At 42.2% G+C, this 13,231-nt stretch carries 11 protein-coding genes; 6 read left to right on the plus strand and 5 right to left on the minus strand.

All coding sequences use genetic code 11. The features are described 5' to 3' along the window. Positions 1-197 precede the first annotated feature (197 nt). Entirely contained in the window at positions 198-377 is a 180-nt protein-coding gene (locus tag AC58P7_RS17525; RefSeq protein ID WP_497345026.1) for a small acid-soluble spore protein H, read from the minus strand. A gap of 508 nt (positions 378-885) precedes the next feature. Here AC58P7_RS17525 and AC58P7_RS17530 point away from each other — a divergent pair. Continuing rightward, positions 886-2,157 carry an ATP-binding protein gene (locus tag AC58P7_RS17530; protein ID WP_497345028.1) on the plus strand — a complete coding sequence of 424 codons (1,272 nt, stop codon included), beginning with the start codon at positions 886-888 and terminating at the stop codon, positions 2,155-2,157. 466 nt (positions 2,158-2,623) lie between these two features. Continuing rightward, on the plus strand, positions 2,624-3,259 hold the full coding sequence (locus tag AC58P7_RS17535) for a MarC family protein (RefSeq protein WP_497345030.1): 636 nt from the start codon (positions 2,624-2,626) through the stop codon (positions 3,257-3,259). Positions 3,260-3,339: 80 nt separating this feature from the next. Here AC58P7_RS17535 and AC58P7_RS17540 read toward each other — a convergent pair whose 3' ends face one another. Both AC58P7_RS17540 and AC58P7_RS17545 read right to left on the minus strand, forming a co-directional pair. Then, positions 3,340-4,263, minus strand: coding sequence for a response regulator (locus AC58P7_RS17540; protein ID WP_497345032.1), 924 nt, complete (start codon positions 4,261-4,263; stop codon positions 3,340-3,342). 4 nt (positions 4,264-4,267) lie between these two features. Further along, positions 4,268-5,539, minus strand: a complete 1,272-nt coding sequence (locus AC58P7_RS17545; RefSeq protein ID WP_497345034.1) for a sensor histidine kinase — start codon at positions 5,537-5,539, stop codon at positions 4,268-4,270. A gap of 267 nt (positions 5,540-5,806) precedes the next feature. Here AC58P7_RS17545 and AC58P7_RS17550 point away from each other — a divergent pair, with 267 nt between their 5' ends. The 3 genes from AC58P7_RS17550 (at position 5,807) to pckA (ending at position 10,371) form a co-directional block, all read left to right on the plus strand. Next, positions 5,807-7,072 (plus strand): cation:dicarboxylate symporter family transporter, encoded by a 1,266-nt coding sequence (locus tag AC58P7_RS17550; RefSeq protein ID WP_497345035.1) that lies wholly within the window; start codon positions 5,807-5,809, stop codon positions 7,070-7,072. A 24-nt stretch (positions 7,073-7,096) separates the two neighbouring features. Then, entirely contained in the window at positions 7,097-8,521 is a 1,425-nt protein-coding gene (gene aspA, locus AC58P7_RS17555) for an aspartate ammonia-lyase (protein ID WP_497345037.1), read from the plus strand. Between the two features lie 290 nt (positions 8,522-8,811). Beyond that, positions 8,812-10,371, plus strand: a complete 1,560-nt coding sequence (gene pckA, locus AC58P7_RS17560; protein ID WP_497345039.1) for a phosphoenolpyruvate carboxykinase (ATP) — start codon at positions 8,812-8,814, stop codon at positions 10,369-10,371. A 216-nt stretch (positions 10,372-10,587) separates the two neighbouring features. Here pckA and AC58P7_RS17565 read toward each other — a convergent pair whose 3' ends face one another. After that, a complete protein-coding gene (locus AC58P7_RS17565) occupies positions 10,588-10,977 on the minus strand; it encodes a DUF1259 domain-containing protein (protein WP_497345041.1) in 390 nt (129 codons plus the stop codon). A 372-nt stretch (positions 10,978-11,349) separates the two neighbouring features. Here AC58P7_RS17565 and AC58P7_RS17570 point away from each other — a divergent pair, with 372 nt between their 5' ends. Further along, the gene (locus tag AC58P7_RS17570; protein ID WP_497345043.1) at positions 11,350-12,456 is read left to right on the plus strand and encodes a YheC/YheD family endospore coat-associated protein; all 1,107 of its coding nucleotides are present in this window, start codon (positions 11,350-11,352) and stop codon (positions 12,454-12,456) included. Positions 12,457-12,522: 66 nt separating this feature from the next. Here AC58P7_RS17570 and AC58P7_RS17575 read toward each other — a convergent pair whose 3' ends face one another. Further along, positions 12,523-13,173 (minus strand): hypothetical protein, encoded by a 651-nt coding sequence (locus AC58P7_RS17575; RefSeq protein ID WP_497345045.1) that lies wholly within the window; start codon positions 13,171-13,173, stop codon positions 12,523-12,525. Positions 13,174-13,231: the final 58 nt, after the last annotated feature.

Here is a 13,231-nt window from a genome sequence, read left to right on the forward strand (position 1 = left end):
GAAGAAAACCATAATAAAGGCGAATTCTCATTCAGATATTGAATGGAAATTCGCCTTTATCTATTTAGGTCCTCTTCACAAAATTAAAAACAGACGTTTTTCAGCGGCCTCGGTTAAGCGGCAACCTGTTGAGGTAACAAGACTACCTCATAAATGGGGACTGCAACCGCGATTATTTCAAGGTACAAACTTCCATCTTAATGTTCAACTAAACTGTTTAGAGGCACTTCTTGTTCTTGCTCCGGTTGATCTAGTGGATAGATCCTCGCCGTTTCATTCGTTTCATCCACATTTTGAATGTAAATAGGAACGCCATTGCAAGAAACGTTAGCCATTACAGGTGAGGCGGCGATTTGTGATGCACGTAGTTTGTTCATGGTCATTAATCTCCTTCAGGGTTTATTGTAACTTTCTTAGTCTATCCTCATAATGTTAAATTATTTGGTTCAAAGACTATAAAGAACTACTGATCTCAACGAGATCAATAGTCTTTGGCTTTTGACATCCTTTTCCCAAAAATAATAAGACTTAATCAAGAATGAATACATTTACAAGCGAACATACATTCGTTAATGGAGTGATAAATGGTGGAAGTTATCAAAACAAGGGTTGCAACAGATAGAATGATGACATGTGAACCATCATTTCCCTGGGAACAAAAAGTTTAGTCATTCAACTCTAGCGAGAAACGATCGTTGAGGAGCTTGCCTTTGGCAGCTCCTTTTTTAGTTGGATTAAGGAGCTCCTTTTTGATTTCGTTGAAAGAAACCTCTGGCGCGTCAATAAAATAAATTTAGGTACTTCAAGGAGTAAGTCGAGTTTTAGCGAATATATAAGAAAAGAGTATGTTCAGACATACAATCAACCAGAGGATGATACATAAAAATGAACCTTCAAATTATCAAAGATATACTCATCAATCTTTTATTTGTAATTCTTCCTTTTTACTTATATCTGCTTTTTGGAAAAAATAAACGAAGCTTCTCTATGGCAGACGGAAATGTTGTCAATTACACAATTGTCGGGTCCATAATGATGATCCTGTGCATGGCTTTTCCGATAAAAATAATAACGAATCATATTTTCGATTTAAGGCAAATCCCGTTGATTATTGGCTTTTTATATGTCGGAAGAATCACTGGATTGGTTTTATTCTTAGTGCTCATTATGACTCGCGCTTTTTGGGGTGGCGATGGTTTTTACGGAACTATCTTTGTTAATTCGTTCCTTTTGATCTTGTTATTTTTCATTAGAAATACATTTAATGGGTTATCCGGTAAATTCAAATTTGTAGTGGCCTCCGCGCTTACGTTGTTCAGCTGCATGCTCATCTATGTTTTCTTCCTAATGGTTCTTAAAAACGATCCAACGATACTGGTCATTACCCTGCAATTATTCGCGGCTCAAACGATCGGATTATTTATTATCATTTATTCCATTGAAAAGTTGAAGAGGGATGCATTTATCGAAAAGAATATGCAAAAAGCGGAAAAGGCCCAAATTGTCAGCGATTTGGCCGCAGCAGTCTCTCACGAAATACGCAATCCTTTAACCGTCACAAAAGGATTCTTACAAGTCGTTATTCGTCAACCTCTCCCTGATCGTACAAAAGAACAGTTGAGAATGGCGCAAGAGGAATTGTCTCATGCTGAAAATGTAATCAACGATTATTTAATGTTCGCCAAACCGACTACGGATCATCAGACCGTTCTGTGCCTTATTGACGAAATCAATAAAGTCGTTAAGTTTATTACACCATACGCGAATATGCAATCGGTACAGATCGAGTTTCGCTATGACGCCCAATTGAAAGTAGCAGGGGACGCACAAAAATTTCACCAATGCCTGTCTAATATAGTAAAAAACTGCGTAGAGGCAATGCCTGGCGGGGGATGCATCGATATTCATTTAGGGCAAGCAGGCAATAAAATTGTACTTGCGATATCCGACACCGGGGTAGGTATGAGTCCCGAACAACTGAAGAGTTTAGGGGAGCCTTATTACACAACCAAACAAAACGGCACCGGTCTCGGTATGATGGTGGTTTACGGCATTATTAAGTCAATGAACGGCAAAATGACCGTTACCAGTGAGAAAGGCAAAGGAACAACATTTCATTTAGAATTTCGAATGGAAAAAGTTTTGAAGCTCACGTAATGCTGGGTGGAGCGATGAAATTATCAGTAAAAGTTGGATTTAAATCCAAATTAACAGAAATGGAGTCATTATGTTAATTGCGTGTCTCGCGCATTTCAGGGTCAAAGATCCAATCAGCAAAACGGCAGCGCGCGGATGGGCCAAAGCACGCCGCCAGTCAAATCATTTGTTGAAGTAACGGAGAACGAGAGTTCAATGACTTAACTGAAGAAGGCTGCCGACAATAATTGATCGGCAGCCTTCTCAATTAACGGCTAGGAAGAAATTGAACAAATGGATGTTGATTATCGGCGGTTTAACGGTAATACTACATGTTGTGCGCCTGTACCTTCAACACAACAGTCTATGTGATAGAATAATCCCAGTTGTTTGTGGGAGATTGGGGTGACTTGAGTGATATAGATCCAGTTGAATGGGCTAGTCAAGAGGAACAAGGAAACTGAGCATACAAATAGGAGATACTATAATGGAACTTTATACATCATTTTTATTGCTGAGCCTCACTTCATTCTTTACACTCATTAATCCACTTGCTATCATGCCAATTTTTATGTCGATGACAGCTGACCTTGAAGCACAGATGAAAGTCCATACTGCACGTAAAGCAGTAGTTGTTTCATTTTTTCTATTACTCATTTTTTCAACTACTGGCGAATGGTTATTTCACTTTTTCAACATTTCAATTAACAGTTTAAAGATTGTCGGAGGGATTATTTTCATTTTAATGGGACAGGATATGCTGCAGGCACGGCTTGTTCGTACAAAGGTTGATAAAGCGGATGTTGATACATATGTAAATGATATTTCAATTACACCACTGGCTATTCCAATGATTTGTGGTCCCGGTGCTATTACTAATGGAATTGTCCTTATGGAATCTACGACAAATTTTATGGAGAAAATTATATTAATACTTGTGATTGCTTTTGTACTCATACTTACATACATTATTCTTGCTAACTCAGCTACTATTTATCGATTTATTGGACCACCAGGCAATAATGTACTAATGCGTTTAATGGGATTAATTGTAATGGTGATCGCCATAGAGTTTATGGTAAGTGGAATTACGCCGATTATCCAGCAAATTCTGAATAAATGAGAAACCAGAAGTAAAGCTGATATAAGTGTTCATTATGCTTCCTACATCTTGCAAAGAGACCCTATGGCGTCCAATTTTCATCAGCTCATTAGCTTTCTTGATTCTAAATAAAGGACCTGAATAAACTTTTTTGTGTTTTGACGGATTAAGCTGAGAGCAGAAGTTTCATCATTTTCCAGTGCTTTCATTTTTTTGCGGATATCACTCAGGTCAAAAAACTTTGTAGAGTACTGCTCGAACTTCGGATTCGAATAATCGATCAATCCAAGGGATGCCAAGTGAGTTAGCGCTTGATTCACTGCTCGCCGCACCCGTTGTTCGGCCGCTTTGATCTCTTTTTTCAAGTCGATAGTTGAAGCGGAGGGGCCTAATTTTTTCAAGGCAATTTGATGGTAGATTTCATGAAGCTGCGGAAAGCCCTGTTCCTGTGAGTGATCGGCCTCATAACGGTATAAATAACTAAGCATCTCCAGCAAGTCTTTGCTGCCGGCTTCCCCAATCAGTCCGAGATCTGATAACATATAGTTTCCGCATGTAATGATATTTTTTTCAATGGAAGAAGGCTCCTTCTCCGTTAATTCGCCGCTGAAGCCAACAGCACGGAGAGATTTTTGAATATTTCGAAAGGATTGGTGGATGAGCAGCAATTCAGAAACCTTTCTAATAACGGCAATAACTTCCAAACGGTTTAAGGGCTTGGTGATATAATATTCAATTCCGCAGGCATACGCCTTGACTATCATTTCCTTTGACTCCACTTGAGAAATCATAATGATTTTCCCTTCAAAGCTCCCGGATAGTTTGCGAACGGTCTCTATGCCGTCACGAACAGGCATTAGTAAATCGATAAGCATGATGTCTACTTGCTTAAGTTCGAGCAAAGTGATATCAACATGCGCCCCGTCAGTAGCTTCGCCTACCACACTTCCTAAATCCTCATCCTCGATAATTTGTTCCAGCATGGAACGGATAGCCGGATCGTCATCGATAATAAAAAAACGCATCGCGCTACTCTTCCTTTCCTATTTGGCCTATTGGCAATGTGATGGTGAAAACAGTACCTGCGCCTTCGGTGTTGTCTTGAACTTGGACGTTTCCGAGCAATCGCTCTGTTTCCTGATTCACATAAACCAAACCGATTCCCGTTGACGGATTGCCAGCTTTATCGAATTTGGTCGTATAGCCGGGCATGAAGATTTTCTCTCGATACTTTGGCGCAATACCTGGGCCATTATCAGCGACACTGAATACAATAACATCTTTTTCTCGTTTAACCCATATTCGGATAATGCCCTGTTCCTCTAACGCTTCTACGGCATTGGCAACTAAATTATTGAACAAAGACAAAGCTGTGTACACATGACATAAAGGAAAGTTACCTTCGGTTTGCAGCGTGAATTCGATCTTCTTACCAAGAGACTGGGCATATTTCTGATTGGAGCGCAGAACGATATCGGCCAATTCTTCAACCGGCATATAATCGCTTTCATGCGAAATCAGGCTGGATAGACCCGCATATATTCGTTGATTGTCCTTTTTGATCTCATGAACCTCACCAGCGATCCGGAGAGCTTTGTGTGCTAGATCTTCATGAAAAACATGCTGTGTATCATTTAACGATTGATATAGCTCGTAGCTGTCACGGGCGATATTTTCTGCATTGTGCAGCGTTTTCTTTAATTGAATGGTTTCCTCGTAAAGCTCAGAAATAAGCATGAGCATCTTCTCGTTTTCTTTACGCTTCTGCTCTTCGGCCGCTTTCGACTGCCTCAATTTGACCAAATTGAAAAAACCAAGAACGAAAAAACTCCGAAAAAAAGCAATGATAACAATTTGATTCCAGGTTGCGAAAGTGGCCGTTTGCTCTGTTGCCGAATAACGCAGCAAAAGCTCTACCAACGTCGCGGCGATTTCACACGCTACACCAAGTGCTCCAACCAGAAGTGGTCGGTTATGACGACGGTTCATTCGAACTGCCGCGAAGGTAATCGCATAGGTAAAATAGTAAAAGAATACCGGATAATGATGCTGAAAAGCAGCTCCCCAGTTCCAATACGGTTCGAGTGCCAAGTCAAGTCCCATGCGAAAGATCGTAACCGAGCTGCCGACAAGTAATCCGGAGATAAGCGGTGAGGGAGAACGGAGCCAGAGTAGGAATAGAAAAAAGGCAGGGGTGCCCAAACTTACTCGAAAATCAGTTTGGAACGGGTTAAAAAACAATTCGCCAGCGATCGGAACCGAAATGACCATTAGTGTTAAAAGAAGCCATTTTTCTTTCAAAGCGGTTTTAGAGCCTCCTTTCTTAACAACTTAACAGACTTTCGACATCATTTGTATTATTCCTCCATGGTCATAGCTATTCCTTCTTCTTCATTATTCCAAAAAATGAGATGAATAATTCGACGAAGGACGGACCAAAGAATTTTTGCTCAACATGTAGATTCATATAGATTTCTGTAGATTCCCCGTACAATAAACTCATTCAAGACATTTTAAATTTTTATACAAAAGAAAGCGCTTTACATTTTTGGGAAAAGGGGAATTATTATGAAAAAATTTGGTTTGGCTTTTCAAATCTTGTTTGGCCTTCTATTAGGGATTATTGTCGGGGCCATTTTTTACGGCAACCCAAGCATTGAAAGTTATTTGAAACCGGCGGGCGACATTTTCATTCGTTTGATTAAAATGATCGTCGTTCCGATTGTTGTTTCCTCTCTTATTGTCGGAGTAGCGGGAGTAGGAGATATTAAAAAGCTTGGAAGACTCGGAGGAAAAACGCTTCTTTACTTTGAAATTGTGACGACGATAGCTATTATTTTCGGCCTGGTCATAGCGAATATCTTTCAGCCTGGAGCCGGAATCAATATGGCTGGACTAGCCAAATCAGATATTACGAAATATGTCGAAGCGACCGAAAAGGTGACCAGTCACAGCTTCGCCGATACATTTGTCAATGTCGTTCCGAAAAACATCTTCGAATCATTAGTAGCCGGTGACATGCTGGCCATCATTTTCTTCTCCGTATTGTTTGGTCTGGGCGTTGCCGCGATTGGCGATAAAGGAAAGCCCGTTTTATCTTTTTTCCAGGGCGTTGCGGAATCGATGTTCTGGGTGACGAACCAAATTATGAAATTTGCGCCGATCGGTGTATTTGGGTTGATTGGCGTAACGGTATCCAAATTTGGTGTCGGCTCTTTGATTCCTTTGGGGAAATTGGTGATTGCTGTATACGTCGGCATGTTCCTATTTGTAGTTATCGTGCTTGGTTTGATTGCTAAGCTTTGCGGTACCAGCCTCATGGCAATTATTCGCATATTAAAAGATGAACTCATTCTGGCTTACTCTACAGCAAGCTCCGAAACGGCACTTCCAAAGATGATGGAAAAAATGGAGAAGTTCGGCGTACCAAAGGCAATCACGTCATTTGTCGTCCCTATTGGATATTCGTTTAATTTGGACGGGTCCACGTTATATCAAGCGATAGCCGCATTATTTATTGCACAAATGTATGGGATCCATATGTCGATTAGCTCTCAAATCATGTTGATGGTTGTCTTGATGCTCACTTCAAAGGGAATTGCTGGCGTACCAGGCGCTTCGTTTGTCGTCCTGCTTGCCACACTCGGATCCGTTGGGATTCCTCTCGAAGGTCTAGCTTTTATCGCAGGTATTGATCGTATTCTGGATATGGCCCGGACAGTAGTCAACGTCATCGGCAATTCTATGGCCGCGGTGGTCATGGCTAAATGGGAAGGCCAGTACGACAAGAACAAAGGAAAGAAATATTTAGAGTCCGTCAAGCAGGCTGCGTAAGAGAATAACGAGGGGGAAACAACCATGACAACAGCTGTGCAAAGGGTGGAAAAAGATTTTCTTGGCTCTAAGGAAGTGCCGTCCGACGCCTATTATGGCATTCAAACACTGCGCGCAGTAGAAAATTTCCCAATTACCGGCTACCGTATTCACGAAGAATTGATACGTGCGATGGCAACCGTTAAACATGCGGCTGCTGCAGCGAACATGGAAATTAGGCAGTTGAATCCGCAGATTGGGCAGGCCGTTGTGCACGCGGCACAAGAAATTATGGACGGTAAATGGCATGATCAATTTATCGTTGATCCGATACAAGGCGGAGCAGGTACGTCCATCAACATGAATACCAATGAGGTCATCGCCAACCGGGCGATCGAGATTCTCGGGGGAATCAAAGGCGATTATTTTAAAGTAAGTCCCAATTCGCATGTGAATATGGCCCAATCGACCAACGATGCTTTTCCGACGGCGATTCATATTGCAACACTTTCTTTAATTGAGAAGCTGCTAGTGACGATGCAGGAGATGCTCACAGCATTTCGTAAAAAAGCCGTGCAATTCGACGGGGTTATCAAAATGGGGCGGACGCATCTTCAGGATGGCGTGCCGATCCGACTCGGGCAGGAATTTGAGGCCTACAGCAGAGTACTCGAGCGCGATATCAAGCGGATAAAACAAACTCGCGGCCATCTGTACGAAGTCAACATGGGTGCAACAGCCGTCGGTACCGGTCTGAATGCCGATCCCCGCTATATTAAGCGGGTTGTGGAATTGCTCGCTGAGCTCAGCGGGCTGCCGCTTACAAATGCTGATCACCTGGTGGACGCAACTCAAAATACAGATGCCTATACCGAGGTGTCTGCCGCATTGAAAGTTTGCATGATCAACATGTCTAAGATTGCCAACGACTTACGATTGCTCGCCTCCGGACCGCGTGCTGGGCTCGGGGAGCTGAATCTGCCTGCACGGCAACCTGGTTCGTCGATCATGCCCGGCAAGGTCAATCCGGTCATGGCTGAGGTCGTCAATCAGGTAGCGTTCCAGGTCATCGGGAATGACCATACGATTTGTCTTGCCTCCGAAGCGGGGCAGCTCGAGCTTAATGTGATGGAGCCTGTGCTCGTGTTCAATTTGCTTCAATCGCTCAGTATGATGAATCAAACCTTTAAAGTTTTCCGTGTACATTGTTTGGAAGAAATCGAAGCGAACGTAGAGCGCTGCAAAGAGTATGTGGAGAAAAGTGTTGGGGTCATTACCGCGCTCAATCCGCATCTGGGCTATGAAGTCGTAGCAAGGATCGCGCGTGAAGCGATTCTAACGGGGCGTCCAGTTCGGGAGCTATGCCTTTTATATAATGTCTTAACGGAAGAGGAGCTCCAAATTATTCTCGATCCATATGAAATGACGAACCCAGGTATCGCAGGAGCGGAGCTATTGGGCAAGAACTAAAGAGAAACATGCAGAAACCGTTTCACGAATGTAAAGGGAGAGTGTAAGAACAAATGTCAGTTTCAAGCGGTGCCAGCATGCATATGATATTTCGGCTGCCTGGATACGAAGGACACCGACGAAATCGGATTGTTGAACGCGCTCAGAATTACCGGCAAACAAATGTCGGATATTAAGGTTGTAGTGAACAGTATCGGTGCAGCGGTTATCGTTTGCTCTAAGATGATGCTATGACTCGGACTGCAAAGAGCAGCAATGTTTGGATAACACAACGAAGGGAATTGATGAGTATGGAAGCCAAGTTGCAGCAGTTGAAAATAGGTATGGTAAGTAATAATTTGCCCGTATCCCAGCTGGTCGAAATTGCATTAGAACGGAAGGAAGGGGTTCTTGCTTCCTCAGGAGCCTTACAAGTAAACACAGGCAAATATACCGGACGTTCACCAAAAGATAAGTTCATTGTCCAAGAACCTTCCGTGATGGATCACATAGATTGGGGGGCTGTGAATCAACCCATCTCACAGCATCAGTTCGAGCGGCTCTACCAAAAAGCGCAAGACTATATGTCGGATAAGGATTTGTTTGTATTCGACGGCTATGCCGGGGCGGATTCGGAGTATCGGTTACCCATTCGCATCGTGAATGAATATGCGTGGCATAATTTATTTGTCCGGCAGCTTTTTGTTCGTCCGACACATGAAGAATTGCAATCCCATAGTGCGGAGTTCACCGTGATCGCACTGCCAGGCTTAAAAGCTGATCCGGAAGTGGATGGAACACGCTCTGAAACGTTTATCTGCATTTCCTTTGAAAGGAAATTGGTTCTCATCGGAGGGACCGAGTATGCAGGAGAGATGAAAAAATCGATTTTTAGCGTTCTGAATTATTTGCTCCCTTTCCGGGACATTTTTCCGATGCATTGTTCAGCTAATGTGGGCGAGAATGACGATGTTGCTTTATTCTTCGGGTTATCCGGAACAGGAAAAACGACGCTTTCCGCTGATACAAACCGCCGCTTGATTGGGGACGATGAACATGGTTGGACCGATCAAGGGGTCTATAACTTTGAAGGCGGATGTTATGCCAAGTGTGCCAATCTCTCCGAAGAAAAGGAACCTCAAATTTGGCAGGCTATTCGTTATGGTTCGGTTTTAGAAAATGTCGTTCTGGATCCAGAGACAGGCAGAGCGGATTATAACGATACTCGGACTACAGAAAATACGCGAGCTGCTTATCCAATCGATTTAATTCCTGGTGCAGTCATCCCAGGGAAGGCGGGTCATCCGAACGTTATCATTTTCTTAACAGCTGATGCTTTCGGCGTGCTGCCTCCTATTTCGAAGCTGACGAAGGAACAGGCGATGTATCACTTTTTATCAGGGTATACGTCGAAGTTGGCAGGTACCGAAAGAGGAGTAACGGAACCGGAGGCGACATTTTCCACTTGCTTTGGGGCGCCTTTCCTTCCTCTCCATCCAACTGTGTATGCCAAGTTATTGGGAGATAAAATTGAGGAGCACCAAGTTAACGTGTATTTAGTTAACACAGGATGGTCCGGCGGTCCCTACGGTGTAGGAAAGAGGATGAACTTAACTTTCACCCGTGCGATGGTAACTGCTGCTTTGAATGGAAGTATTGAGCAAGCGACGTTTACGGCCGATCCGATCTTTGGTGTGCTTTGTCCTGATTTCGTAGAGGGTGTTCCAAGCAATGTTCTTGTTCCCCGTCATACTTGGGAGGATCAAGATGCGTATAAGAAGGCCGCTTTGGATTTGGCCGAACGGTTTACTCGTAATTTCGAGAAATTTTCCAATATGGAAAAAGAAATTATTACTGCTGGTCCGAACTGATTAGAGATGATAATGGTATTTGGAATGGTTCATTAAACCTATTCAATAACTAAAATACCTTTATTAACTAAGGGAAAACAATAGCTGAATAAATGAAGGGCTGCGTAGCAGCCCTTCATTCCGTTAACGGGGAGATTAACGGAGTGCTCTTCATGGGATTCAGTGCAAAATGAGGACTGTAAATAAGCCGACGTCATCGCTTGACGTCTCTTTCCTTTAATGAATTACTTCTAACGCTCGCCTGACTTTTCTTGCGAAAACAAGAGGTCTATCAACCGATTCAATATTGATATAAATCAAACGTGGTTGCTCGAACAGCCATTCGTTGCGAACAGACGAAACTTTTATTCCTTGATTACGAATAGCCGAAATGAATGTATTGACTTCATTTTGTAAGAATGCCGCTCTACCTAAACAAAGTGCTATGCCAGTTCTATTATTTAATGATTCGAACGAAAAAGAAGACGTTACACGAAATCTTTTCCCCAGAATTGTTGCTCTTATTTGATCTCGAGTTATTGTCGTCACACATTTTCCGCCAGCCAAGCCGGGTTGGCCACCGATAATCCTTGAGAACTGATCACAGAGCAATCCGTTATTTGCCATACTTCGTTCCTCCTCTGTTTTCTATTTATGATATGAGCACCTGAACAGGGTTGAAACGGATTATCACTTAACATATCGATGCATTGATCATCACTTATTTTCGTTTGACCCTAACGCAAGCGTCAGTTGAACCACGAGTTGTCAGTTCCGATTGAAATTGTACATTGTCTGAATACCGACTTTCACCTTTCTTTTGATTTAATCATATTTATATCTCGTATCCTGCAAAGGAAGAAATTTTACACAAGTTAATCTCTGGTTCCTGGATGTCAGGTACAAAAAATACATTTCAGAAGCATCTACAGAGTTTTCTGGTAAGCTATGCCACCTGTTTTACCTGTTTAACACGCAACCTTCATAGGAGGCTTTCAATTGAGTAAACCGATAATTGGAATATTAACTCATCGAAATGGAAACAAGTTTTCTGAGTCTGAATTTTTTCTAGATATGGTCAGAGAAGGTCGGAGTTTGGGTGCGAAAGTGTTCTTGTTTTCTTATTGGGATATCATGCCCGAAGCAAAACAAATTCGAGGTTTTGTACCTTCTGCGACTGGAGGATGGAAGGAAGAAATCTTCCGTTGGCCTGATGTGGTCATCGATCGCTGTCGCAAGTTAGATAAACCGTATAAGGAAATGAGACGGAAAGATTGGTTTCCGTACACAAGTCATAAATTTACTTACAAGTCAAAGGCGACAAAGTTGTTTAGCAATACGCCTTCGCTTGCGAAATACATTCCTAAAACTGTTATGTTTTCCACAGAGAAACTCCGGCTGATGATAAGAGAATTTCCTGAATTATACATTAAACCGAGTAATGGAACCGGAGGATGCAGCATTTTGAAGATCGCGCGTAATAAAGAATTTTTCACATTAACTGGGCGGAACAGAGTAGGCAATTTAGTGAGAAGTAAACTAAATTCTGAAGCTTCAGCCATTCGTTGGATTAAGAATTGGGTGGTTTCTGAGCGGATAAGATCGGGAACATTTATGATTCAACAGGGTCTTTGCTTGGAATTGATGCCGAATCGGGTAATAGATGCAAGGATGATGATACAAAAAAATACTCACGGCGAGTGGAGTGTCACTGGTATAGGTCTAAGATTAGGAGGAAAGAACAGTCCGACATCCAATATCACTTGGAAAGGAGGCAAAGCAATTCGTTTCGATGAGTTCATGGTTCGTCGCTTTGGACGGGAGAAGGCGGAGACCATTCGGCAGAATTGCAAAAAGATGGCCCAACTTGTCGTGGAGACGATTGAATTGAAGTTCGGTTCCATGATGGAGTTTGGGCTTGATATTGGGATTGATGTAGATGGGAAAATTTGGTTGATAGAAGCGAATCCTAAGCCGAGCAGAAAAATCTTTTTAAAGACGGGTCAATTGGAGGTTTATAAAGAATCGGTACGGCGACCGCTGCAATACGCACTATTTTTAGTTAACCAACAAAAAACACCAATAACAGCTGAAATAGAAAATTAACAAGATAATGACTTACAATTACGATTCAATTAATTATTCGATTATAGGCTTTCGTAGTTGGTTGTATTAGCGAGCAACTTGGCGTAAAATAGTCAGTTTCCGCTTGACTTGATTGTACGCAAATCTGTATTTTTTATTTGCTGTGAGTCCAAGTAAACGAATCGTACGTGGGTTTAGGCTAAAGGTATTGTTAAACACATCGTTTTCCGTTAATAAAACAAAACGTAATTTCCTACAGACTTGGCCATGTTGTAAGGTAATGAGTTCGCCGCCTTGTAAATAATTGCCTACTTTCCTCGCAAGCCCAAGACCCATAGCTACCTGATCTATTTGTGTTTTGGAACTGGAGCTTAGAAGTAAAGTATCGAACGTTACCCGCTTTCGTACCATGGTTAGTGTCTTGGTCACTGTATTATAAGTAAAAAGATATCTTTGTTGACTGCGCAGTCCAAATTTTCGTGCTAGGGCCGCGCTCACTATCATAAAATTTGCAACACATTCAGATCCGTCATTTTGATGGACGGTGACCTTTCTTCGGATTCCGCCTCTTCGCAAAGTTACAACGCTGCCATCAGGTATGATCTCTAGATTGTTATCAAATGCACCTCCACAAATCGCATTTAAACTTACGGAATTAAGGTCCGCTCCCGCAGTTATACGAATATCTACAAGACTAGATGCTGTACTGGCTAAAGCCAATCGTTTTTCATTTGACATATAAATACCTCCTATAAAGTTTAAATCAGTGTATTCAACTATTACGCATATGGAAGAA

The sequence above is a fragment of the Paenibacillus sp. J22FR5 genome (genome assembly GCF_059691975.1).